We start from the raw sequence: 25,083 nt of genomic DNA, 5'->3' as shown, positions 1-25,083 counted from the left end.
TTAAGAACATGTTTTAATTTTAGTATCACTTTTTAAATAAGTACTTACCCTTTTAGAAATATTATCAATTAAGATATTTAAAAAAGCAGTAAGTACTAATAACATCATCATCTTATCTAATCTAAAATCTGCAATAGCAGAGTCAATAAAAAAACCCAAAGTAGCAATACCTAACATCCCTAAAATGGCACTTTCTCTCATTATAATCTCCCAACGGTAAAATAAAAACGATAAAAAAGAAGAATAGAGTCTTGGTAAGGTTTCATAAGCATATAAAGAAACCTTTTGTTTAGAAAAGTCCATTCTATATTCTAAGGCATTGGCTTGTTTTCCTAATAAAAAAGCAATAATGGAACCATTATGAAGCATAAGAGCAAGCGCAGCTGGTAAAAAGGAAGGACCAAATATCTGTAAGAACAAATATGCCAAAATATACTCAGGGGAGCTTCTAAAAATAATCAATACAATATGAGACAAAAACCTAACATAAATATTACTAAACTTATAAGAAATAAAAGGAAAAACAAGTAAAGTCATTGTCCCTGTTAAAACCAAAGCAACTTGTGTTAATAAAATAGTATTAAACAAACCAGGCAGTATTTCATTGCTAAAAAACCTATAAAACCATAAACTTCCTTCTTCTAAAGAAAGCGATGCTTTAATAGGATAAGGAATAATATCAATGCTTATAAACCTCCATAAATTTTCTAAAGATAAAGAACCAAAATCATCCAAATAATAAAAAGAAAAGAAGAAAAGAAAAATAAAACTGTATTTATTAAACCATAATTTAATACTAGCAATTAGCGCATAAAACATGAGAAGTAAGAGCCAAACTTCATTATAATAAGCTTGATTAAAAGAAGAAGATAAATAATAGCCCAAGGTAGTAATACCTACAAAACCTAAAATAGCAGAGGATCGCAAAGCACATTCAAAACGGTATAAAGTATAAGACAATAAATGTGAAAAAGCATCTGGAATTTTAGAATAAAAATAATAAGAAAGTTTATTCTTTCCTCGTAACTGTTTATCAAATACATCATGCTCTTCTAAAATTTCAAAATATACTTTTGCAAATATTGCAGAAAAAGGTAAAATAAGTGCTAGGAGTGCGGTTAATACGTTGAGTCCAAAAATTTGAAGAAAAATAAGAGCCCAAAATAGCTCATGAATTGCTCGTATAAAAGATAACAAAGTACGTAAAAATGTATTTTCATAAAACAAAGCCAAAATAAAACCAAAAAAAGAGGAAAAGAATAAAGCCAAAACAGCAATACAAACTGTTCTTAGAATAGCTGGAAATAAGCCAGGAAGAGTAGAGAGATCTATTTCAAATAGAGCAAGTGAGAACTTCTTAAGTTCTAACATTGGTTCTAATGAAGAAATGGAAAAATCAGAAAATACAAAAGAGATAAAAGCCAAAAAACAAAAAACAAAAGTTACTTTTAAATTCTTACTCACATGCATAATATAAGGTATTCCTATCATCATTACTTAATTCGCAGCAGGCTTTATTAATGATAATTTCTCCATCTTTTAAGCCAATTACCCTATCAAAATATTTAATAGCATAAGAAACATTATGAAGGGTACAAATAACAGTATCATAAGTACTAAGAAAATCTTCTAGTACTTTTTGTGCCAAATATTCATCCAATGAAGAAACCGGTTCATCTGCCAATAAAATTTCTTTTGCATTAAATTTTGCTCTTAATATTGCAACTCTTTGTTTCTCTCCTCCTGAAAGAGAAGAAACACTTTCAAAAATCTTATCTTCTAAATCTAACTCTTTTAAAAGTACTTTTATTTCTCTTACGTCTTTTTTAAAAGGAAAAAATAAATTTATTAAATTATAAATACTTGAATGTTCATCTAGTTTTGACATAAATATATTGTGAAAAACACTTAGTTTATTTATCAAAGATAAATCTTGCGGAATATAAGACACATTGTTTTTTTGTTGTTCAAAAAGATGTTTTATCAACGTAGATTTTCCTGAACCACTTTTACCTAAAAGCGCAAGTTTTTCTCCCTTATTAATTTTTAAATTAATATTTTTTAAAATAAGATTATTAGAATACGAAAGATTTTCACCTTCTAAAGAAAATGCCATTAATCAATAAGTCCTATTTTTTTTCCTACTTCTAAAATAGCATCAAAATCGCTATTTTGTGCTTTTATAAAGGATTTTCTTGGAAAAGCGTTAAGAATGTTTTTGTCTTTTATATTAATAAGCACAGCTGCTAATTTTTTTGTAAAACCTTTTCCATACGTTTTATCCAAATCCCCTCTTGCCGTAAATTGATAATCAGCATAAGTAGGTGTTTCCCAAATAACATCCACTTTTGATAAATCTATATTACCAAGTTCTAATTCTCTTAACCATACTTTAAAATTAACTGCACCAATTTTATAAGCTCCACTTTGAACCAATGCAATGGTTTTTGTATGAGAACCTGAATATCCAACTTTAGAAAAAAGGGAAGAAGGTGCTTTTTTGAAATGCTCTCTAAGAAAATATTCAGGCATTAAACGCCCAGAAGTAGAACCTTTGGAACCAAAAGTAAAACTTTGATTTTTAATTTTTGAACTTAATGTAGAAGATTTTGTTATTTTCAGATTTTTGTTGGCAATAAAATATGTCTTAAAATTGGGATCTTCATAACCTTGAGCTAATACAAGTGAATCAGGAACAAGTAATCTTGCACGTACTCCGGATAAGCCTCCAAACCAAGCAAGTTGAACTTGATTATTTCTAAAAGCTGCGATACTTGCGCTGTAAGATTTAACAGGAATAAATTTAACTTCTAAATCCAGTGCTTTGCTTAAATAATTGGCTAATAAGGAAAAACGAAGTTCTAATTTACTCTCATCTTGATCAGGAATAGCTGTAAAATAAAAGGTATTAGAAAATATAAGGGTAGTTGCACATACAAGTGCTATTAGTATTCTGTTCATAAAAACTCCAAATAGTTTGAAGCACGAGTCATAAAAGTAAAAGTCTTATTATGTCCAAGCTAAACCTTAGCTTATTGCTTTTAATTAAAATTAATTAATTATAATTACGTAATAATAAAGTAAAGTAAATTAAGCAGTGCTTAAATAAGTCCACTTAAATTATTTACCAGTTAATTCATCTTTAAATCGATTTCTAATATCTAAGAATTCTGGTAAATGTTTAAAAAATACATCCACTAAAATAGGATCAAAATGTCCACCTTTTTCATTTTTTAACATTTCAAATATTCTTTCATCACTCCAAGCTTTTTTATACACTCTATCTGATCCTAAAGCATCAAATACATCTGCTAAAGCAGTTATTCGTCCATATATATGTATTTGATCTGCTTTTAAGCCTTGAGGATAACCTGTACCATCGTATTTTTCTTGGTGCTCATGGGCAACAATAGCAGCAACTTTTAAAATTCGCCTGTCTGAAGTATTTAACATCTCAAAACCCAACTGTGCATGTGTTTTCATTACTTCAAATTCTTCTTCTGTTAACTTCCCTGGTTTGTTTAAAATAGCATCAGGAATTGCTACTTTCCCAATATCATGCATAGGACTTGCAAGTTTTAATATGTCTTGTTCACTTTCGCTCATACCTATGTATTTAGCAAGCAGTTTTGAATATTCTGCCACCCTTTTTACATGCATCCCCGTTTCTTTTGATCTCGATTCACCAATTGAACCCATTCTAAAAACAACTTCTTTTTGAGTTTCTTCTATTTCCGTATTTAAAATTTCGATTTTTCTATTGGCTTCTTCAATGTGCTTTTGAGGTGTAATATCTTGAGAAATTGCAGTGTAACATAAAAATTCACCTTTAATATTGTATTCTGGAGTAATAATTACGTACAACCAATAGTCTTTTCCACCCTTAGTTGTATCTTTAATTTCGCCTCTCCAGACCTCGCCTTTTGCTATGGTTTCTAGTAATTCTTCATAAAACTCATTGCTCACATTTTTGTATTTAAATATACTGTGATTTCTGTCTAATAATTCATCTTTCGTATACTCAGACATTTTACAAAATGCAGCACTTACATATAATATTTTTCCATCTACATCTGTTTTTGAAGCAATTACATGTTCATCAAAAGTCGATAATAATCCATTTACTTCATAATTTAAACTCTCTACTTCTTTTTGGTGAGTAATATTTACAAAAATATTTGTAAAGTTCAAAAACTCATTATTATTATCATATTCTGCAAAACGATTTAATTGAGCCCAAAAAACACTTCCTGTTTTTGTTATATACATTAGCTCACCTATCCAAGGTGTATTATCAAGATAAGACTTTTTTAGAGATAATAAAGTATCGTCATCTTGATCCTTGTGTCTTAAAAACTCATGTGTTCTACCTATTAATTCTTCTTCTTCATAACCAAAAGCTTTACAGAAAGCTTTACTTACATAAGTAATATTACCTTCTAAATCAACTTTTGAAGCAATTACAGATTTATCAAAAGAACCTATTAATTTTTTTAAATCGTGATTTAACATTCCAATTTCATTTCTTGTTTTTTCTAAGTCTAAAATATTCTCATACGATCTAATTGCAGTGGTTACCGTTGTTATTAGTTTTTTTGAAGTCAATTCTGTTTTTTCTTTATAATCATTAATCGCATAATTCATCACCACTTCATTTTCTGGGATATCTGCTGCTTGCCCGGTTCGTAATACAATTTGAATGAGGTGATTATCAAACTCATCGCGTATTTTTTTAACTACTTGAAGGCCCGCATCATCACTTTCCATAATTACATCTAATAAAATCAATACAATATCTTCGTTATCTCTTACTTTTTCTATCGTCTCAGCCCCAGAATACGTAGAAATAAACTCAAGCGTTTTGTTTTTATATATGTAGTTTTTTAAAACCGTTTTAGTTAGAGTATGAACATCTGCTTCATCATCAGCAATAATTATTTTCCAAGTCTCTTTTTTTTCTCCTATAGTTTCTTCTTTTTTATAAAAGTTCATCTTTGCCATTTTAAGCCTTTTTGTATTAGCTTATTTTCAATTAATTTTATTATCAATTATTAAAGCCAACAATTCAAAATAATTTAAATATTTATTTATTATTATAATACAAGTAATATTAAAATAGATTGATTTTTAAATTATAAGTATTGCTTCAAATAAATATTAAGAATATTAAAAATAATAATTATATAAGGTAAAGTATATAGACTTTATGTGCTTTTAGGCTTTAAATATATTCTAAAAATATTTTATAATCTAGCTCTAATATTATAATTAGAGCCTAAGAAAGCAGATGTTTTAGAAAACAAAAAATTTTAATTGTTTTTATATTATCAAAAGTTTTTTATAAACAAAGAGATCAAGATAAATCAGAGTTAAAGTAAAAAGACTTATTCATTTTTATAAGAATATTTTCTTTATTTTTTTATAAAGGTAAAATAATTAAAAATAATACACCTTCTTTTTCTATACTTTCACATGTTATTTTACCATTTAACCTTGAAGTTATAATATTATAAATAATATTTAATCCCAAACCACTTCCCCCTTTATCCCTATTTGTAGTAAAAAAAGGATCAAATATTTTATTTATATGTTCTTTTTTTATTCCCTTACCATTGTCTTGATAAGTAATGAAAAGATTGTCATTTTTTTTCTCCAAATCAATGATAATTTTTCCTTTTTCTCCTTCTGTAAAAGCATGTATCACTGAATTCATCACTAAGTTAGTGATAATTTGTGAAAAAGAACCGGGATAAGAGTTTATTCTTATATTGTCTTTTGAATTAACGACAATCTTAATATTTGTTTTTTTAGTAACAGAATGAAGACTTAATAAAACTTCATTCGCATATTTAGAAACATTAAATGTTCTTTTTTCTTCACTGCTTTGATCAACGGCCACTTGTTTAAAGGAGCGTACTAAAGCAGCAGCTTTTAGTAAATTTTTATGAATTAAGGAACTTAGTTCAGAAGAAGTAGATAAATATTCTTCAAAAGACTCTTGACTCATTTCTTCATTCTTATATTGTTTATTAATTTCTTTGCTTATTTCTTCAAAATGAGAAATACCCGTTAAACTAATACCAACTGGTGTATTAATTTCATGTGCCACCCCAGCAACCAATCCACCTAAACTTGCCATTTTCTCTGATTCAATTAGTTTCTCTTGAGTATTTTTTAGATTTTGAATCATTGTTTGTAGTTCTTCATTTGAATCTTCTAACTCTTCATTCGCACGTTCGTAATCAATTACTCTTTGTATGACTTCTTCTTTTAAGGATTTTTGACTTGAAATATCTCTTATTATAGAATAAATTAAACTTCGATCTTTTAACTTAATTTGTATAAGCGTATTTTCAATCCAAAAAAGTTTTTTTTGACTGGTCCAAGCCAAACGTTCATGAACAGAAAAATTTGTTTGCAAGCATTCTTGCATTTTTTCTTCAAATAAATCTTTAGATTTTCTACCATCTGGTTGTAAAAGAGGAGCCAATTGTCCAGGTTTTCCGCTTCTTAAACTTTTAATATCTTTGATATCATACATTTTTAATAAAGCATTATTACAATTAATTAACTTATTATCTTCAATAATAGTAAGTCCATCTGTTGTACCATTAAATAAAGCCTCAAAAAAATTCTTTTGTTCTTCTAACTGTATTTTAGTTCGCTCAATTTTTTTCTTGGCAGAAGCTAACTTTTGTAAAAAATACAAAATAATAAGTAAAACAAAAGCAAAAGCAACAAGAATTTGATAAATTATTGTTTTATCAACTTCCGTAGTAATATCTGTATTCACCCATTTATTTTTTATATCTAGTTTTTCTTTTCTTGAAATACTTCGTATAACTTTATTAATAATACTAAGCAACTCAGAATAGTCTTCTTGAATAAGAAAATTAAAAGCCACCTTTTCTTCGCTTATTCCTGTAATCTTAAGCTCCGGGAAAAAGTTTTGTATAAAATATATTGCAACTTCTGAACTCGAAATAAAAGCATAGGCATTTCCATTAGAAACTAAAGAAAGAGCGTCCTTGATGCTCTTAGTTTCAATAATAATAGTATTTGGATAATGTTTTTTTATATAATAATAAGCAGGAGAGTTTAAGGGAAGTGCTAATGTTTTAGCAGAAATATCTTCTATATCCTTAGAGAAAGGAGCATTTTTATTGCTTACAATCGCAAAATTAAAATGGGTCAAATCTTCACTTTTTAAAGCACTTATATTTATTGATTCAACATTTCCAAGTTTTGGAATTAAGTCGATTTTTTGAGTATTAAAGTTTTGTGATAATTCTTTATTGTTCGTGACCTTTTTAAGATGAAAAGTTAATTTTGTTTTTTCTTCAATAATTTTTAGATAATCAGCAAATAAACCCGTATAATTTTTTTCATCTGCAAAAGAAAAGGGTTGCCAGTTTATTTGAGAAAAATATATAATAGGATTATTTTCAATAAAACGTTTTTCTTTTAATGTAAATAATATTTTATTATTATCGTAATTATAATCTTTATAAATACCCTTAATAAATACAAAAGTATCTAATTTTTCAAAAGAAGAAAGCTTTGGAATTAATTCAAGTGAAGAGTATTTTTTCAACTCTTTTTCATTAAAATAGATTTTAAGATAACCTACTTTAATGGGGATTCCACGTTTTAAATAATAACTGTCTTGTTGAAAGAATTTTTTAAATATTTCTACTGAAGACGAAAGGATTATTTTATTATCTTTTTCATTATCAAATATTTCAACTTTATCAATAAAATCAAGAGAAGAAAATACATTAACAATTTTTTCCAATTCACTCTGGTTATTATTAAAAATACTTTTTGATACCAAAGAAGCAAGCAAAGAACTAATTTGAACTTTTCCATAAATATTACTTTTAACATAATCAAAAAAAACATCTTCATACTCACCATTATCTTTTATTTCTTCTAAATTATTATTAAAAACATCTCGTAATTTTGAACTTCTAAAAGCTATTTTATAGGTATTTTTTTCTGGAAAAATATAGTCAAATTTATATTCATCTAAAGAATTGTTTGAAAGTTTTTTTAAATACCATGAAAATATATTTTTGTCCAAAATAATTAGATCTACTTCTTTATTTAAAAAGTCCCTTACCATATTTTCATATTTACTTGCTTCAGAATAATTGAGGTCTCTGTTGCTTAAGTTAAATTCTTTTTCGTACCAAGGCCCTAAATATTGGTATGCTTTTGGAAAAGCAATAATACTTTTATTTTTTAAATCTTTAACCTTATTAATGTAAAAATTATCATCAACTCTTGAAACAACAACATTTTGAAATGATATAAAATCGTCTGAATAAAAGAAATTGTCTTTATTGTCTTTTACCCCCACTGAAATATCAATATCATTGTTCTGAGCAAGTACCTTGTTCATATTAAAGAGAGGAAAATTTCTAACTTTTGTTATTGTTACATTTGATTTATTTAAAATCTTTTTAATCAAATCATATTCTATTCCTTTAAGGTACTCTTTGTTTAAAACATAAGGTTCAATATCAGAAGAAAAAGCAATACTTACCTCTTTTTTAAATTTTTTTGATTCAAGCCATTTCAAAATAATTGCATTTTTTTCATAAATGGGGATAGAGTATAAAGATTTTTGAATAATATTTCTTAATAAAATATCTTCTTTTTTAAAAATATAATGTAAAGTATGTTCTTTTATATCATTTTGCGATATTGCAAGAAAATCTAATATTCCAAGTTCCTTTAATTTATATTCTACTGCCATTTGACTATCAAACAGGGCATCAACTTCATTTTTTAAAAGCCTGATAATTGAATCTTCTAAATTAGCTGTTTCAACAATTATTATGTTTTTGTATAGTTTTTCTAATTCTTTGATACTAGAATAACCCTTTACTATCGCTAGTTTTTTATTAGTTAAATCTTTAAATCCCGTTATTCTTGAGGCATTTTGTTTTATATAAATAAATTCGTTAATAGGCAAATAGGATTCTGAAAACAAAGCAAATTTTTCTCTATTCTTTGAATAGTAAGCGCTTGGAATCAAATCGAGTTCTTTGTTTTTAAAGCTTTGAATAAGACTATTCCATGGTTTTACTTCTACAGTGTATTTTAAACCCGAAACTTCAAATGCTTTAATTAAAATTTCACCTACCACACCTTTTATTTTTTTATCTTCAAAAAAAACAAAAGGTTTCCAATCTTCTATCCCTACTTTGATAGTAGAAGCATTTTTAATATAAAACAATTCTTCTTTTGTAAAAATAGAAGTACTTTTTTCTTTTTTATACCATTTATCATTAAATATCTGTATTTGTTCTCTAGAAAGGGATTGAAGCCCCTTATTTATAATCGAACTTGCAATTTTATTTTCTTTATAACTTCCTATATATAGATTTCCTTCTTTTATAAAAACTTTTTTTGAAACTTTTAACTTATACTTCTTTAAAAATTCAGTTCTAACTTCTCCAAATAAACCCGCATCAAGCTCATTTTTTGAAATAAGCTCTAAAATTTCGACTTCTGTTTTTCCTTCATAAATTTGACTTAAAGGAGCCAGTCTTTTTAAAGCATTAATTGTAATACTGTTTTTATTTACACCTACAAGTTTGTAGGTTAAATCCTTCAAAGAATTAATACTTGTTTCATTTTTTCGTACAATAAGGTCATGTGGATAAAAAAAATAAGGCAAAGAATAAGTGAAATAATTGTCTCTTTCTTTTGACCAAGAAAGAGACATTATTCCATCCGTATTTCCATTCTTAACACTTAAAAAAGCTTCACTCCAAGAATGAAAAACTTTTGGAATTAAATTAATGCCTAAATTTATATTAATTTGATTTAACATATCAATATTAAAACCAACTAATTTATTTTCTTTATTATAAAAAGATACTTTTTTCCAGTTTTCTAAAACAGCAATTGTTAAGAGTGGGTTTTCTTTTAAATACTTGCGTTCTTCTTTTGTTAAAATATTATTTTTCTTCTGTGTTATTTTCAATTTTGTTTCAGAAAAAGACAAACTAACAAAAAGAAATAAAATCATAGCTACTTTAAGAATATTACTCATCTTTTCCCTTTGTTCTTTTAAGCCCTAAAATATATTAGCATTATAATTAATTACATTATAATTATAATACAATTAATTATAAATATACTAGCCACTTTAAATATTAATTTTTATATTACAGTCTTTAAATATTTAGAAAAATCTCAAAAACCACACCTTCATTTTCTATACTTCTACAGGTAATTGATCCATTTAATGTTTTAGTAATAATATTAGAAGTAATATTTAAGCCCAAACCACTTCCCCCATTTTCCCTGTTTGTAGTAAAAAAAGGATCAAATATTTTTTCTAAGTTCTCTTTTTTTATTCCTTTTCCATTGTCTTTAAATAGTATATGTATTTGTTCTTTTTTTTCTTTAATATCAATAATAATCAAACCTTTTTCTTTTTCATCAAAACCATGAATAATTGAATTCATAATTAAATTAGTAATAACTTGAGAGAAAGGACCAGGATAAGAGTTCACTTTTAGTTTTTCATCACAATTTACTTCAATAACAATATTTGTTTTTTTTGTAAAGGGGTGAATACTGTTAAGTATTTCTTCTATATATTCGTTAAAATAAAACACTCTTTTTTCTTCGCTGCTTTGATCAACAGCAACTGTTTTAAAAGATTTAATCAAAACAGCTGCTTTTTTCAAATTTTTATATATTAAATTTGACAACTCTTCTGAAGTAGATAAAAAATCCTCAAAAGCTTCTTGTGTCATTAAGTCATTTTTATATCTTTCTTTTATTGAAGTACTCATTTCAACAAAATAACTTACAGAAGTTAAACCAATACCAATAGGTGTATTTATTTCATGTGATACGCCTGCAACCAAAGAACCCAAAGAAGCCATTTTTTCCGCGTCCACTAATTGTAATTGCATTTTTTTAATATCTTCATTGGTATTATTAAGTTCAATGTTTTTATCTTCTAATTCCTGCGTTCTTCGTTTCACTTTTGTTTCTAAAATCTTCTTTTCAGCGATATCTCTCCATACACAGTGAATTACATATTCTTTATCAATCATAATCTTTGTTAAAAGAATATCTAACCAACAATGCTCGCCCGTGGATTTAAGATGAACCCACTCAAAACTTACATGTCCATTTTTAAAACACTCTTTTACTAAAGACATAAACTTTACACTTGAATTCTCACCGTTAGGTTGCAAAGCAGGAGAATGGTATTGAAGTTCTTTTTTTAAAAAAGATTTTTTTTCTGTGTATTTTAATAAAGATAAAGCGGCCGAATTACAATCAATAATTTTCCCATGCTTATACAAAAGTAAACCTTCCGAAGTATCTCTAAATAAAGTTTCAAAATTTTCCTTTTGTTCTTTAATTGCAAAATTTGCTACTCTTAATTTTGCGATAAAATACAAACTTATTATTAATATAAGTAAAAAAACAAATAACAATTGATATATTATTCTATAATCAATAGCTGTATTTATTTGATTTTCAATCCATTTATTTCTTATATTTTTTTTTTCATCTTTACGTAAGACATCAAGGTTATTCTTTTTTTTGATTTCTTGAAGTTTTTTGTTTTTTATCCATTTTTTTTCTATATTTTTAATATCAGCATTCGTTATTTGCCTCATACCCATTAATACAAAAGAAGAAAAATCCGCTTTGTCCTTTGAAATTGCTGCATAAAGCCAATTATTCATTTTAAAATTTTTTACTTCACTTATTTTTTTATTATAAACATAAAGTTTAGTACTTACTTGTAAAAATGGGTCTAAATAATGGATATCTGCAGCTCTTTTTTTACTCTTAAACAAAGCAGAATGAATATCAACGTCTTCATTTTTAATAGCATCAAGACTTTTTTCCCAAGTATAAGGAATAAACTCAATCTTTGTTTGTGTTTTTTTTGCCCAAAGTTTCCAATAATCAATAACTATCCCAGCAGCATTGTTTTTATCATCAATAAAAGTATAAGGAGACATGTCAGAAATAATTGCAATTTTAATAATCTTCCCAGATAAAGTAGAGCTCATAAAAAAAGAAAGTAATAAAATTATATACAGCAATTTTTTCATGTCTTTTCCTTATAATTAAATAATTATAGTAAAAACTACCCCATCCTATAATTTACTTTCACATTTAATGCTAACATTTAAACCAATCATAATAATATTATAAATTATATATAAAGCAAGTCTCTAAGCACTATTTTTTAATTAGTAATAAAAAATATATCCTGTATCTTTGAAAGAGTATCTTTTAATATAAAATACCATAGAAGTTGTTATTGAAATAAGCATCAAGTTTTCTATTTTATAAATAAAAATATCTTTACATTTTTATGTACTTGAAGCTTGAAAATCTTTTTATTCCTATTCAATAAGTATAAAGTAATTTTGTTTGTAGTAGAAGAATCTAAAATAACTATTATTAGTATAATAGTTATTTTAGTAATTGAAGATAAATTATATAAGGACAAAGCATTTAAAGCTCAATTTATCCTAAATTTCCTAGGGTAAGTAAGGGCGAGTAAGGTTTTCAACTTCATCTTTTTTGATGTATACCGAGTCTTCAACTCTAGCTCCTCCATAAGCTCTAAAATGAGAAATAACATCCCAGTTAAACTCTTTTTTTCCAAGATGATTTTTCAAAAGCTGATCGATAACATAAACACCTGGCTCAACAGTAAAAACATTTCCTTCTTCGATATTTTTATTTAATCGTAAAAAAGGATGTTTTATTGACATGTTATGTGCAGTTCCATATTCATCACTTATAGTATTTCCAATATCATGCACTTGCAAACCAATATAGTGTCCAACCCCAGCAGGACAAAAAACTTTCGTAAATTCTTTCTCATAAATTTCATCTGCACTAATATTCATGAAATTAAAATCTGCAAGAATTTGAGCAGTATCTAAATGCATTTGTTCTTGAAGTACTTCATAATTCATGTTTATTTTAATTTTAGAAATAATATTTAAACAAGACTCATCAACTGCTTGTATTAAGTCAGAAAAAGACTCATGTCCTTTTTTTACATGGGTTCTTGTAATATCAGCATGATATCCTCTAAAAGAAGCACCTGCATCTAAAAGAAAAGACTTAGCATCATATTCATGCGTTTTATAATCAACATAATGTAATATTGCAGCACTTTCATCAAAAGCAACAATATTAGTATAAGGAACTTCTTCTTCTTTATAAGATAAAGCTTTTAAATACAGTAAATGCGTTTCTAATTCACTTTTCCCCTCTAAAAAAGCAGTTCGTGCAGCATTATGTGCTTTTGAAGCCAGTTTATTGGCTTTTCTCATACACTCTACTTCATAAGTACTTTTAATGGTACGGGAGAAATGAAGGGCATGAATTAAAGAATAATCATTCAAGGATTTAAAAGAAAAATCTTTAAAACGATTTATTTCTTCTCCTAAAAAAGCAGTATTTTTAAGATTTGAGGGAAGAACATTTTTCATATCAGCTAAAGAGTGATAATATGTAATATTAAAGAATTCTGTCCACTCCCCTTCTAGTTCTTTAGGCTGAGAATCCCAATAATCAACTTTTTGAAAAACAATTAGTTCTGGTTTTTCATCTCTTTTATACCTTATAAAAGAGTGAGGATTTTTTAATACGGGCAGTAAATATTTAAAATTCGTATACACCTTATAGGGATATTTATTATCATCCAAATAAATAGTTTTGGCTTCACCTGAATACAATATAATTTCATCGTATTCATTTTTCTGCATTGTTTTATTCAATACTGACAATATTTTACTTAAGTGTTCTTTATATAATTCTTTCATATTGTTGGAATCGCTCCTAATAATCGTTTTGTATAGTCCGCTTTGGGATTAGAAAACAGCTCTTCTACACTTGATAACTCAACAATATCACCAAAATACATAACCATAATCCTATCTGAAATGTGTTCAACCACAGATAAGTCATGAGAAATAAAAACGTAGGTTAAAGAAAATTCTTCTTGTAAATCAAGAAGTAAATTTAGTACTTGTGCTTGAATAGATACATCTAAAGCAGATACGGGTTCATCACATACAATAACTTCAGGTTTTAGAACTAAAGCTCTAGCTATTCCAATTCTTTGCCGCTGTCCCCCTGAAAATTGATGAGGGTATCTATCATACCAATCTTTTTCAAGCCCTACTCTTTTCATAATTTCATACACTTCTGCAACGATTTCTTTTTTACTTAGAGTTGTATTTAATTCTAAAGGTTCAGCAATGATTTTCCCAACTGTCCATCTTGGATTTAAAGAAGAATAAGGATCTTGAAAAATAATTTGTACTTTTTTTCTATACTCTTTCCACTCTGCATCATTAAATGTAGATATATCCTTACCTTTAAAAAATATTTGTCCGCTACTTGGCTGTTCTATATTTAAAAGCAGTTTAGCAGTAGTTGATTTTCCGCAACCACTCTCTCCTACAATTGAATACGTCTCACCTTTATAAACATCAAAAGAAATTTTATTTACCGCATTAATTAGCAGAGGAGAAGAAAACAGACCTTTAGAAATAGCATAGGTTTTTTCTAAATTTTTAATTTCAAATATTTTCTCTTTACTCATCTTATTTCCTTTGGAAAATCTAAATAATTAACATTTTCATCCACTGTATCCAGTCTTGATTTTCTTTTTACTTTTCCAGGTATTGGAATTGAATTTAATAGTGCTTTTGTATAAGGATGTTTTGGGTTGTCAAACAATTCTTTTACACTTGCTTGTTCTACCACATGACCTCTATACATTACAATTACTTCATCTGCCATTTGTGCAACAACAGCTAAATCATGAGTAATGAATAAAATGGATGTTCCTTTTTTTCTTTTTAAATCATTCATTAACTCCAAAACTTGTGCTTGAATAGTTACATCTAACGCAGTTGTTGGTTCATCTGCTATTAAAAGTTTGGGTTCACAAGCCATTGACATTGCAATCATAACTCGCTGTCTTTGACCCCCACTTAGTTTAAAAGGATATTCATTGTATTTATCTTCTGGCATTGGAATTCCAACAAGATTAAAAAGTTCAATTACTTTTTCTTTTCTCTGTACTTTATTTAAGTCTTTTTTATGTAAACGCAATACTTCATCGATTTGATAACCTACAGTATAAGAAGGATTCAAAGAAGTCATAGGCTCTTGAAAAATCATTGCTATTTCTTTTCCCCTGATAGCTCTCATTTCATCATCACTTTTTTTAAGTAAATCACTGCCTTTAAATAGAATTTCACCAGCAGTTACTCGTCCTGGTTCGTCAACTAAACCCATAATAGATAAAGAAGTCATAGATTTACCGCTTCCACTCTCCCCTACGATACAAAGTGTTTTACCTTCTTCTAAATCAAAAGAAATACTATCAACTGCTGTATTTACTCCTTTTTCAGAAAAAAACTGTGTTTTTAAATTTTTTACACTTAATAACATTATCTGTCCTTCATTTTTGGATCTAAAACATCCATTAAACCATCACCAACCAAATTAAAGCCCATAACAGTTAAGAATATTGCAAGTCCAGGATAAACAATCATCCATGAAGCAGTTGTAATAAACTGTAAAGAATCAGCCAACATTGCCCCCCATTCTGGCGTTGGAGGTTGTGCACCAAGACCTAAGAACGAAAGACCTGCTGCTTCTAATACAGCTGAAGCAAAACCCATAGAAGCTTGTACAATAATAGGTGTAGTACAGTTTGGTAAAACAACTTTTGTTATTAATCTAAAAGAACTTGAACCATTAATGCGACTAGCAATTACATATTCTTTTTCTTTTTCAGCAAGTACTGAAGCTCTTACAATTCTAGCAAACGTAGGAATTCCTACAATACCAATTGCAATCATAGCATTCATTAAATCAGGACCTAAAATAGATACAATAACAATGGCTAATAAAATAGCAGGAATAGATAACATAATATCTACTACTCTCATAATAAGAATATCAATCAAACCACCAAAATATCCAGCAGTAGCTCCCATTAATAAACCAAATACTAAAGAAATACTAACAGAAACCACACCAATGGTTAAAGATATTCGAGCTCCATATACTACTCTTGAAAATAAATCTCTTCCAAAATCATCTGTTCCTAAAATATGTGCAGCACTTCCTAGTTCAGTCCACATAGGAGGAATTAATCTGTTGTCAAGATTTTGAATTAAAGGATCATAAGGTGCTATAAAAGGTGCAAATAATGCACACGATATTAATACAACAACAATATATAAACCAACAAGAGCTGATTTATTTTTTCTAAATTGTTTATAAAATTCTAATATTTTATTTTCTTCATTCATTATGACAGCCTTATTCTTGGGTTAACAACGGCATAAAGCACATCAACAATTAAATTAACAATGACAAACATAGAAGCAATTATCAAAGTAGTCGATTGAATAATAGGAAAATCTCTTTGATTAACTGCATTAATTAACCATTTTCCAATTCCAGGCCAAGAAAACGTTGTTTCCGTTAAAATTGCTCCTGCGAAAAGTGTTCCAACCATTAAACCAATTACAGTAAGAACTGGTAACAGTGCATTTTTTAAAGCATGAACCATAATAACTTGCATTCTTGAACAGCCTTTTGCACGTGCTGTTCTAATATAATCTTCTTTCATAACTTCAATCATAGAAGCTCTTGTCATTCTAGCAACAATTGCCATAGGAATGGTTCCTAAAGCAATGGAAGGCAAAATCAGATGTTTAAAAGCATCCCAAAAAGCATCATAATCTTTAATCAGTAAAGAATCAACTAAATATAATCCCGTAGGTCCTTCAATATCAAATTCATAACCCAAACGCCCAGAAACAGGTAACCATCCTAATTCAACTGAGAAAAAGTATATTAGCATCAAACCCAACCAAAAAACAGGCATAGAAACACCAGCAAGTGCCGTTGACATAGCTGCATAATCAAAAATTGAGTATCTCTTAACTGCTGAAATAATTCCTGCAAATAGTCCTACAATTACAGCAAAAAACATAGAAAAAACTGCTAATTCAACTGTTGCAGGGAAACGCTCCATAAATTCATCAATTACAGGCTCCCCAGAACCCAAAGTAGTTCCAAAATCTCCTTGCAGGGCATTCGTAACAAACATAAAATATTGTTCATAAAGGGGTTTATCTAATCCCAATTGCTCACGTAACTCTGCAACACTTTGTGCACTTGCATGCTCACCTAACATTACTAATGCAGGATCCCCTGGTGCCATGTGTACCATTGAAAACACCAATAATGATACCCCTAATAAAGTAGGTATTGCCCACAATAATCTTTTTATAATATAACTTAACAAAAATACTCCTCTTTTTACGCCACTAAAACTACAATCTTTTAAATTGTACTTTTAACAGCGTTTTTTATGAAAATTAAACAAAAAAATAGGCAGAAGTATACTTCTGCCTAAATTTATTCTTTTATTTTGATAACCAAACTTCTTTAAATCTTCTTTTTCCAAGAGGATCTAATTTAAAACCATGTACATTTTTCAACATAGGTTCAACTACGATTGAATGTGCAAGAGGTTTCCAAGGTGCTTCTTCTTCAAAAATCACTTGTGCTTGTTCATATAATTTAGTTCTTTCTGCAATATTAGTAATCTCTTTTGCTTGATCAATTAACGCTGTAAATTCATCATTTTTCCAGAATGCTCTGTTTTGCGCAGGTTTAACCATTGCAGCATGTTTAGATAATAATACGTTTAAGAAGTTATCCGGATCACCATTATCACCAGTCCAACCTAATAGTACCATGTCATGTTCACCATTTGCAGATTTTTTAAGGTAAGTACCCCAGTCATAAGAAACAATTTTAACTTTGATTCCTACTTTTGCTAAATCTGCTTGCATAGCTTCAGCAACTTTTCTTCCATTTGGATTATAAGGTCTTGGAACTGGCATAGCCCAGATATTAGTTTCAAAACCATTAGGGAATCCAGCTTCAGCTAATAATTTTTTAGCTTTTTCAATGCTGTACTCATAACCTTTTAGGTTTTTATTGTAAGACCACATTGTTGGAGGAAGTGGATTAGTTGCAACTTTTCCTAAACCTTCGTAAACAGACTTAACAATACCTTCCATATTAATAGCATGAGAGATAGCTTGTCTAACTAATTTATTATCAAAAGGTTTTCTTTCAGTATTAAATGCTAAATAACCAACATTTAAACCTTCTTGTCTAATGATTTTAATATTTTCATGTGCTTCTAAACCAGCTACTTCAGCAGGATTTGGAAAATCCATCATGTGAATAGAACCAGCTTTTAATTCAGCAGCTCTTACAGCATTATTAGTAATTACTTTGAAAATTAATTTATTTAAATAAGGTCTACCATTCCAGTAGTTTTTATTAGCAGTATAAATGATTTTGTCATCTTTTACCCATTTAACAAATACAAATGGTCCAGTTCCAACAGGTTTTTTACCTAAATCTCCTGTTTTTTTCTTTTTTAATAACATGTTTGCATAATCATTAGATAAAATTGAAGCAAATTCCATACCTAAGTTGGCAATAAATGGAGCTTCTTTTTTCTTTAATGTAAATTTAACAGTATATTTATCAACAGCAATAATATCTTTTACAATATTACTCATATCCATTGCAGACCAATATTTAAATGCTCCACCAATTTTATTAAAAGGGTGAGATTTATCAAATTGTCTTTTTAATGAAAATACAACATCAGCAGAAGTAAATTCTGATTTTTCTTTAAAGAATTTTGTTTTAGCAAAATAAACACCTTTTCTTAAATGGAATACATATTCTAATCCATCGTCTGAAATATCCCAAGATGTAGCCAAACCTGGTTCAATTTCTGTACTTCCATATTTAAACTGTACTAATGTATCATATACAGCAGTTGCCGCATAAAAACTTTCACCATCAGTTACATGTGAAGGATCCATAGAAGTAGTATCACCACCTCGTCCAAATACTAAAGTTCCACCAACTTGTGGGGTTGCAGAGAATGCAATAGATGATAAAAACACAAATAAAGCAAGAATAATTTTTTTCACGTCGTCTCCTTTAATTTTTAACTAAATCAAGTTTAACAAATGCAAGTGAGCTAAAAGTGAGTTATTTAAGTAAAAAATACAAATAATAAAATTCATCCAAAATACATGTATTTTTAAAAAATAGAAATTACAAAAATAAAATGGTACAATCTTTTCATGTTTAAAGAAAAAAATCTTCCAACACTTATCATTTATACACCAATAATAGCGGTGATTTTTGTAACCATTTTTACCATTTATTTGTTTGTACAAAACCAAAATGAATACTTTTTAGAAGAAAGTATACGCATAGAAAAAGAATTTAATACCAAACAAAAAGTACTTATAAAAAATCAACTCAATACTATTATTTCGTATATAACTACTCAAGAACAACTTTATACTAATGCCGCCATTGAAAAAGTAATTAAACGCACAGTGTTATTAAGTACTCAATTAAATCAACTCTATAATGATTTAAACGCGGAAGTAAATAGCAGCATACAAGAAGATATTTTAAGTAATTTAATCAATTCAAAAATTTCAAATGACAATTACTTTTTTGCTTTTGATATTTCAAAAAACAAACTCATTCAAGCAAAAAATAAAGATATTAAAAGAGAATTTAAAATTGATGATAAATATTTTGAAAACTATTTATTTTTTGAAGAAGGAAAATTAATACAATTTGAATACTCAAATAAAATTGTATTTATACGCTATTTACCAAAACTTAACTGGATTATAGGAAATATTGAAAATATTCAAAAAGACATTGATTTTATTAAAAAAGTATCTTTATCTTTTATTTCAAGCATTCGTTTTGAAAAAAATGGCCATTTTGTTGTATATGATAATAAGCATGTACTATTAGCAGACGCTTTTAGAAAAGATAAAATCGGTCAAAACCAAAAAGACCTTTCTTATAATAAAGAATTTCCTGTGCAAAATATTGTACATGCGGCCCTTGATTCTGATCTTGGCTCTTATGTAAAGTCTTCTTGGCCTAAAGAAAAAGAATCAAATTTTTCTAATAAAATCTCTTATGTGCAGGCTTTTGAAAAGTGGAATTGGATATTAGAGGCGGGTTTATATGTAGATGATATCCAAGAATCCATCTTAATTAATAAAAATAAACTTGAAAAAAGAATAAAAAAATACATACAATATGTAGTTATTGTATCGCTTTTAATTACATTTATGATTGCTTTATTGTCTGTACTAATGTCAAGAAAAATTGCACAAACTTTTCAAGATTATCAAAAAAATGTTCAAAGAAAAGAAGAAAAACTCAAAATGTTAAATGCCAATTTACACAGAAAAGTAAAAATTGGAATAAAAGAAGCACAAGAAAAAGATAGGGCTATGTTACATCAATCAAGACTTGCAAGGCTTGGAACTATGATATCAATGATTGCCCATCAATGGAGACAGCCTTTAAGTGAAGTATCTGCAATTTTAATGGAGATAGAAACAGCAACAAAGTTTAAAAAGCTCGACGAAAAACTAGTTCTTGAAGGCATTAAAGAATCGGATCAATTAATAAACTATATGTCAAATACTATTGATGATTTTAAAAACTTTTTTAAACCAAGTAAAGAAAAAGAAGACTTTCTTCTTGATAAGGCCTGCTCTAATGCCCTAAGTATTGTACAAGCTTCATTAAATGATTATGGAATAGCTATTGATATATCTTTTGATAAAAAAATTATTGTAAATGGTTATGCACGGGAGTTTTCACAAGTTATCCTAAATCTTTTACTTAACAGCAGAGATGTTTTTGAAGATAAAAAAGTAAATGACCCAAGAATAAGTCTAAGTACTAAACAAACAGATGATTATGTTTATATTACTGTAGAAGATAATGCAGGCGGTATTACTGAAGAAAATATAAATATTATCTTTGAGCCTTATTTTACTACAAAAAGTTCTTCAAAGGGTACTGGTTTAGGATTATATATGTCAAAAATGATTATAGAAAAAAATATGAATGGACAACTAAGCGCTAGAAACGAAAATAATGGCGCAGTATTTGAAATAATTTTAAGGACAAAAAAATGAATGAAACCTTATTTACACAGTTAAAAGATTATACTGTTTTATGTGTTGAAGATGAAGATGGGATTAGAAAAAGGTTGGTTAATACCTTGAAGTATTATTTCAAAGAAATTTATGATTGTAATTCGGGGAAAGAAGGTTATGACTTGTATTTAGAATACAAACCCAATATCATTATTACAGATATTCAAATGCAAAATGGCAATGGCATTGATTTGATTAAAAAAATACGTAAAAATGATTTTTCTACCAAAATAATTTTATTGACTGCTTTTTCTAATGAAGAGTATTTAATGGATTTAATCAATTTAAAAGTCAATCATTTTATTTTAAAACCACTTAATTCAGAAAAACTTCTAGAAGGACTATTGGCTTCTTTTGAAGATAAATTGCAACAGTTAATAAAACTAAGCGATGATATATATTTAGATTCTGCAAAAAGAGAGTTATTATACAAAAATCAAAACATATTATTAAGAAAAAGAGAAAAAGAGTTTTTGGAACTTTTATATGAATACAAAGATTGTTGCATTCTTACTTATTCAAAAATAGAAGAACGTATTTGGGAAAACAAATGTATGAGTTCCTCTGCTTTAAAAACCTTCATAAAAGAACTAAGAAAAAAACTTCCTCATGATATTATTGTGAATATTCCTCAAGAAGGGTATAAATTACTTTAATTTAAAAAATTTTTTACCTAGCTTTGATATAATTGTTTACAAATTAATTAAAAAGTAAAATAATGGATAATCAATATAAATTGACAAAATTCGTTAGAGCAGCTGGTTGTGCGGCTAAAATGGGTCCGGAGGATCTAAAACAAACGATAAGCGCACTTATTCCAGATAATAAAAATGTTCTAGTTGGCTTTGAAAACAGTGAAGATGCAGCTGTTTTTAAAATAAATGAGGAAGAAGCCCTTGTACAAACCTTAGATTTTATAACTCCTGTTGTAGATGATCCTTATATTTATGGAAAAATTGCAGCTGCAAATTCACTTTCTGATGTTTTTGCTATGGGAGGACGAGTTCTTACTGCTATGAATATAGTTGGTTTTGATGCAGCTAATTTCCCCAAAGTAGTTTTAGATGAAATGCTTCGTGGTGGAAATGATAAAATCAAAGAGTGTGGTGGAGTCTTAATGGGAGGGCATACTATTGAAAGCCCTGAAATGTATTATGGTTTAAGTGTAACAGGAATGATTCATCCCTCTCGCATCTTAAAAAACAATGCAGGAAAAATAGGACATGTCTTAGTCCTTACGAAACCCATTGGTTTAGGTATTTTAACCACTGCTATTAAAAGAGATTTACTTGAAATAAGTACTATTAATCATACAGTTGAGATAATGGAGAGTTTAAATTATTTTAGCTCACAATTATTAGAAAAGTATGAAGTAAGTGCTTGTACAGATATTACAGGTTTTGGATTATTAGGACATGCGCTGGAATCAACTGCTAGTACTCACTCTTATAGTATAGATTCATCATTAGTGCCTATTATTAAAGAATCGATACAACTTTGTAAGGACAATGTTGTTCCAGGGGGAAGTAGAAAAAATTTCAAATACCTGCAAAATAAAATCGAATATAAAAACACTATAGATGATACTATAAAAACTATTCTTTGTGATGCACAAACTTCTGGCGGTTTATTAATAGCTATGAAAGAAGAAGATGCAAAAGAATACATAAAGAAGATTCAAGATTATTCTTTTGGTTATGCCACTATTATAGGACAAGTCATAAAAAAAGAAGAAAAAGAACTGATAATCTATTAATATTTCATTAACAAATCAATCTTTTTTAAGATTGATTTGATACAATTCTACTACTAAAAAGCAAACACAAATAAGCACAAAAGATATAAATTGGATTATAACTACGATACAAGCACTCTTCTTACTATAAAAGAAAATATTATTACTGAAGAAGACAGATATTTGGTGGGAACCTTATACCTAGCGCCTCAAAAAAACCTTAACAATGCCAAATATTATGGTGTGGCATACGATGAAAGCGCTATTAATTTAAGCAAAGTAAACCTTTGTAAAAAAGCGACCAATGGCTGTGCAACCTCATGTATTTATCATCAAGGAATTTTTAAAACCTCTGATTTTGAAAAAAATAAAATCAAACAAGCCCGTTTTAAAAGAACTTTTAAATTTCTTCTACAAAGAGAAGCTTTTTTTGCTCAATTATGCAAAGAAATAGCAGCTATGATTAGAAGAGCAAAAAGAAAAGGTTTGCATCCTTCAATTCAATTAAATGGAACATCAGATATTTTATGGGAAAAAGAAGCTTTTTCTTATAAAGAAGAAGAATATAAAAATATGATGGAACTCTTTCCTGAAGTAACATTCTTTGATTATACAAAATATGACATCAAAAAAAGTAGAAAAAAACTGCCTTCTAACTACCACTTGACTTACTCAAGAGCAGGAAAACAAAAAGGCATATTGGTTGATAATTGGGAGTATTTAAATGGTCTTTTAAAAGACAATATAGATGTAGCTATTATTTTTTCAAAAAAAATGAAAAGTAAAATTCTTGAAGAATCCTTTCATAATGGAATTAAAGTTATAGATGGAGATATTTACAACTACAGAGCCTATGATTTATATCAAAGAGAAAATACAGGACTTATAGTAGCCATTGAAGCAGCACGTAAAACAGAACTTACAAGAAGTGGTTTTATTATTCAAGAAGAATCCTGTATGCAAGAGTTCTTAAACTAGACCACTTCATTTATACGTACTATTTATTCAAATCGTAAGGGTGCCATATACACTTGCGATTTATCATTTCTTTTGCGATATTCACTTTTTTTAACACTTTTTACTACTTTATTTACCATCCACACAATAAATAAAACCAAGTAATAAGCGATTACTAAATACTTAATAGTATCCGTTGACATTATAAACTCCTTCTTTTTAAATACGTTGATAAACTCTGAACCGTACAACTTTCCATAACAGGCTTTAAATGTTTGTTGATGATTTGACTTAAGGATACGCCTAAGTCTTTTAATTCAACAATACGTTCTTTATGCACGTCATATTTAGATTTTTGGTTCACACCTTTTGGTTTGCCTAGAGCTAAACCTTTTTCTTTTCTAATACTTAATGCTTCTTTTACTCTGTTTGAAAGCACTTCTTTTTCTAATCTTGAAATGATTCCAAGTAAATTTATTATGGTTTGATTCCTTAAGTCTTTTGTATTATTGGGATTAATAAACAAATCTTCTTTTATAAAATGCAAAATGATTTTCTTATTTAGAAGTTTAGAAATTAGCTGCAGTACTTCTTGAGTACTTCTTCCTAATTTACTCATTTCGTAAATAACAAGTAGATCCTTTTCTTTAAAAGAAGTGAAAAAATCGTGAACTTCCGTATCCATTTTTTCTTTTTTAGAAAGCAAATCAATAGATATATATTCATCAATACATAAGTCTTTTTTTAAGGCATAGTTTATTATTGCTTTTTTTTGTATCAAGCTATCACTTTTATTTTTAGATACTCCAATATAAGCTATATTCATTCGCCTCTTTCATAAATTACAAGTCTTATTATATTTTTTTGCTTAATACTATATCATTTAAGATAGTATTAGTCAAGGAATAAAGTATATTATTATTAAAGTCTTAATTATACATAAGACTTTAATAATTTAGAAGTATATGATTTTGTATTGATTATAGAATAATGTATTTATTCATATAAATAATGAATAGAGTGATATTAAGGCAGTAAAAACCTTGTTTTTGATACAATTGCGCAGAAATAAAAGTAATATTTTGTTCTTTAATATGAAAAAATAAACAGTTTTTTTAGGGGATTTATAAGAGTTATTGTAGTCTTTAGATGGCGAGAAGGCGAAGGAATCGAACCTCCCTCGGCGTTTACACAAAAACCGACAATCAGGGTTGAAACCTGTGGTGTCCGCCAGGATCACATGCCCCCCAACTAAAG

Annotated in this window: 18 protein-coding genes and 1 tRNA gene; 4 read left to right on the top strand and 15 right to left on the bottom strand. The window is 28.0% G+C overall.

The genetic code is table 11. The features are described from left to right. The 12 genes from HRT41_11975 to HRT41_11920 form a co-directional block, all read right to left on the bottom strand. Positions 1-1,470: an ABC transporter permease gene (locus HRT41_11975; GenBank protein ID NQY24739.1), complete on the bottom strand. Its 1,470-nt coding sequence runs from the start codon at positions 1,468-1,470 to the stop codon at positions 1-3. Further along, positions 1,457-2,116 carry an ATP-binding cassette domain-containing protein gene (locus HRT41_11970; GenBank protein NQY24738.1) on the bottom strand — a complete coding sequence of 220 codons (660 nt, stop codon included), beginning with the start codon at positions 2,114-2,116 and terminating at the stop codon, positions 1,457-1,459. Before HRT41_11970 ends, HRT41_11975 begins: the two co-directional genes overlap by 14 nt. Next, positions 2,116-2,961, bottom strand: coding sequence for a putative selenate ABC transporter substrate-binding protein (locus HRT41_11965; protein NQY24737.1), 846 nt, complete (start codon positions 2,959-2,961; stop codon positions 2,116-2,118). Before HRT41_11965 ends, HRT41_11970 begins: the two co-directional genes overlap by 1 nt. Positions 2,962-3,120: 159 nt before the next feature. Beyond that, positions 3,121-5,001 (bottom strand): PAS domain S-box protein, encoded by a 1,881-nt coding sequence (locus tag HRT41_11960; protein NQY24736.1) that lies wholly within the window; start codon positions 4,999-5,001, stop codon positions 3,121-3,123. A 418-nt stretch (positions 5,002-5,419) separates the two neighbouring features. Next, on the bottom strand, positions 5,420-10,066 hold the full coding sequence (locus HRT41_11955) for a transporter substrate-binding domain-containing protein (protein ID NQY24735.1): 4,647 nt from the start codon (positions 10,064-10,066) through the stop codon (positions 5,420-5,422). 124 nt (positions 10,067-10,190) lie between these two features. Further along, on the bottom strand, positions 10,191-12,104 hold the full coding sequence (locus HRT41_11950; protein NQY24734.1) for a transporter substrate-binding domain-containing protein: 1,914 nt from the start codon (positions 12,102-12,104) through the stop codon (positions 10,191-10,193). 435 nt (positions 12,105-12,539) lie between these two features. Continuing rightward, the gene (gene pepQ, locus HRT41_11945; GenBank protein NQY24733.1) at positions 12,540-13,838 is read right to left on the bottom strand and encodes a Xaa-Pro dipeptidase; all 1,299 of its coding nucleotides are present in this window, start codon (positions 13,836-13,838) and stop codon (positions 12,540-12,542) included. Next, positions 13,835-14,623, bottom strand: a complete 789-nt coding sequence (locus tag HRT41_11940) for an ATP-binding cassette domain-containing protein (protein ID NQY24732.1) — start codon at positions 14,621-14,623, stop codon at positions 13,835-13,837. The genes pepQ and HRT41_11940 overlap by 4 nt, the downstream gene beginning before the upstream one ends. Beyond that, complete coding sequence (locus HRT41_11935; protein NQY24731.1) at positions 14,620-15,480, bottom strand: ABC transporter ATP-binding protein; 861 nt, start codon at positions 15,478-15,480, stop codon at positions 14,620-14,622. The genes HRT41_11940 and HRT41_11935 overlap by 4 nt, the downstream gene beginning before the upstream one ends. After that, positions 15,480-16,349, bottom strand: a complete 870-nt coding sequence (locus HRT41_11930; protein ID NQY24730.1) for an ABC transporter permease — start codon at positions 16,347-16,349, stop codon at positions 15,480-15,482. The genes HRT41_11935 and HRT41_11930 overlap by 1 nt, the downstream gene beginning before the upstream one ends. Next, positions 16,349-17,353: an ABC transporter permease gene (locus HRT41_11925; protein NQY24729.1), complete on the bottom strand. Its 1,005-nt coding sequence runs from the start codon at positions 17,351-17,353 to the stop codon at positions 16,349-16,351. The genes HRT41_11930 and HRT41_11925 overlap by 1 nt, the downstream gene beginning before the upstream one ends. A gap of 121 nt (positions 17,354-17,474) precedes the next feature. After that, a complete protein-coding gene (locus HRT41_11920) occupies positions 17,475-19,073 on the bottom strand; it encodes an ABC transporter substrate-binding protein (protein ID NQY24728.1) in 1,599 nt (532 codons plus the stop codon). 156 nt (positions 19,074-19,229) lie between these two features. Between HRT41_11920 and HRT41_11915 the strand changes: the two genes are divergently transcribed. The 4 genes from HRT41_11915 to HRT41_11900 all read left to right on the top strand — a co-directional run bounded on the left by HRT41_11915 (position 19,230) and on the right by HRT41_11900 (position 23,847). Then, positions 19,230-21,113, top strand: coding sequence for a cache domain-containing protein (locus HRT41_11915; GenBank protein NQY24727.1), 1,884 nt, complete (start codon positions 19,230-19,232; stop codon positions 21,111-21,113). After that, the gene (locus HRT41_11910) at positions 21,110-21,790 is read left to right on the top strand and encodes a response regulator (protein ID NQY24726.1); all 681 of its coding nucleotides are present in this window, start codon (positions 21,110-21,112) and stop codon (positions 21,788-21,790) included. Before HRT41_11915 ends, HRT41_11910 begins: the two co-directional genes overlap by 4 nt. A gap of 62 nt (positions 21,791-21,852) precedes the next feature. Next, positions 21,853-22,890: a selenide, water dikinase SelD gene (gene selD / locus HRT41_11905; protein NQY24725.1), complete on the top strand. Its 1,038-nt coding sequence runs from the start codon at positions 21,853-21,855 to the stop codon at positions 22,888-22,890. A gap of 90 nt (positions 22,891-22,980) precedes the next feature. Next, positions 22,981-23,847 (top strand): hypothetical protein, encoded by an 867-nt coding sequence (locus HRT41_11900; protein ID NQY24724.1) that lies wholly within the window; start codon positions 22,981-22,983, stop codon positions 23,845-23,847. Positions 23,848-23,870: 23 nt separating this feature from the next. Here HRT41_11900 and HRT41_11895 read toward each other — a convergent pair whose 3' ends face one another. The 3 genes from HRT41_11895 to HRT41_11885 form a co-directional block, all read right to left on the bottom strand. Beyond that, positions 23,871-24,029 (bottom strand): hypothetical protein, encoded by a 159-nt coding sequence (locus HRT41_11895; GenBank protein ID NQY24723.1) that lies wholly within the window; start codon positions 24,027-24,029, stop codon positions 23,871-23,873. Continuing rightward, positions 24,029-24,652: a recombinase family protein gene (locus HRT41_11890; GenBank protein ID NQY24722.1), complete on the bottom strand. Its 624-nt coding sequence runs from the start codon at positions 24,650-24,652 to the stop codon at positions 24,029-24,031. Before HRT41_11890 ends, HRT41_11895 begins: the two co-directional genes overlap by 1 nt. Positions 24,653-24,976: 324 nt before the next feature. Beyond that, positions 24,977-25,075, bottom strand: a tRNA-Sec gene (locus HRT41_11885). Positions 25,076-25,083 lie beyond the last annotated feature (8 nt).

The organism is Campylobacteraceae bacterium, from assembly GCA_013215945.1.
Lineage (GTDB): Bacteria > Campylobacterota > Campylobacteria > Campylobacterales > Arcobacteraceae > NORP36.
This window is presented reverse-complemented; position numbering and strand designations above follow the sequence as displayed.

What these genes read in the sequence shown, in the direction of transcription:
- HRT41_11975 (NQY24739.1), bottom strand. Translation starts at nt 1,470, where the DNA reads ATGCATGTGAGTAAGAATTTAAAAGTAACTTTTGTTTTTTGTTTTTTG.
- HRT41_11960 (NQY24736.1), bottom strand. Translation starts at nt 5,001, where the DNA reads ATGGCAAAGATGAACTTTTATAAAAAAGAAGAAACTATAGGAGAAAAA.
- HRT41_11965 (NQY24737.1), bottom strand. Translation starts at nt 2,961, where the DNA reads ATGAACAGAATACTAATAGCACTTGTATGTGCAACTACCCTTATATTT.
- HRT41_11970 (NQY24738.1), bottom strand. Translation starts at nt 2,116, where the DNA reads ATGGCATTTTCTTTAGAAGGTGAAAATCTTTCGTATTCTAATAATCTT.
- HRT41_11910 (NQY24726.1), top strand. Translation starts at nt 21,110, where the DNA reads ATGAATGAAACCTTATTTACACAGTTAAAAGATTATACTGTTTTATGT.
- HRT41_11950 (NQY24734.1), bottom strand. Translation starts at nt 12,104, where the DNA reads ATGAAAAAATTGCTGTATATAATTTTATTACTTTCTTTTTTTATGAGC.
- HRT41_11940 (NQY24732.1), bottom strand. Translation starts at nt 14,623, where the DNA reads ATGAGTAAAGAGAAAATATTTGAAATTAAAAATTTAGAAAAAACCTAT.
- HRT41_11930 (NQY24730.1), bottom strand. Translation starts at nt 16,349, where the DNA reads ATGAATGAAGAAAATAAAATATTAGAATTTTATAAACAATTTAGAAAA.
- HRT41_11935 (NQY24731.1), bottom strand. Translation starts at nt 15,480, where the DNA reads ATGTTATTAAGTGTAAAAAATTTAAAAACACAGTTTTTTTCTGAAAAA.
- selD (NQY24725.1), top strand. Translation starts at nt 21,853, where the DNA reads ATGGATAATCAATATAAATTGACAAAATTCGTTAGAGCAGCTGGTTGT.
- HRT41_11890 (NQY24722.1), bottom strand. Translation starts at nt 24,652, where the DNA reads ATGAATATAGCTTATATTGGAGTATCTAAAAATAAAAGTGATAGCTTG.
- HRT41_11915 (NQY24727.1), top strand. Translation starts at nt 19,230, where the DNA reads ATGTTTAAAGAAAAAAATCTTCCAACACTTATCATTTATACACCAATA.
- HRT41_11955 (NQY24735.1), bottom strand. Translation starts at nt 10,066, where the DNA reads ATGAGTAATATTCTTAAAGTAGCTATGATTTTATTTCTTTTTGTTAGT.
- HRT41_11895 (NQY24723.1), bottom strand. Translation starts at nt 24,029, where the DNA reads ATGTCAACGGATACTATTAAGTATTTAGTAATCGCTTATTACTTGGTT.
- pepQ (NQY24733.1), bottom strand. Translation starts at nt 13,838, where the DNA reads ATGAAAGAATTATATAAAGAACACTTAAGTAAAATATTGTCAGTATTG.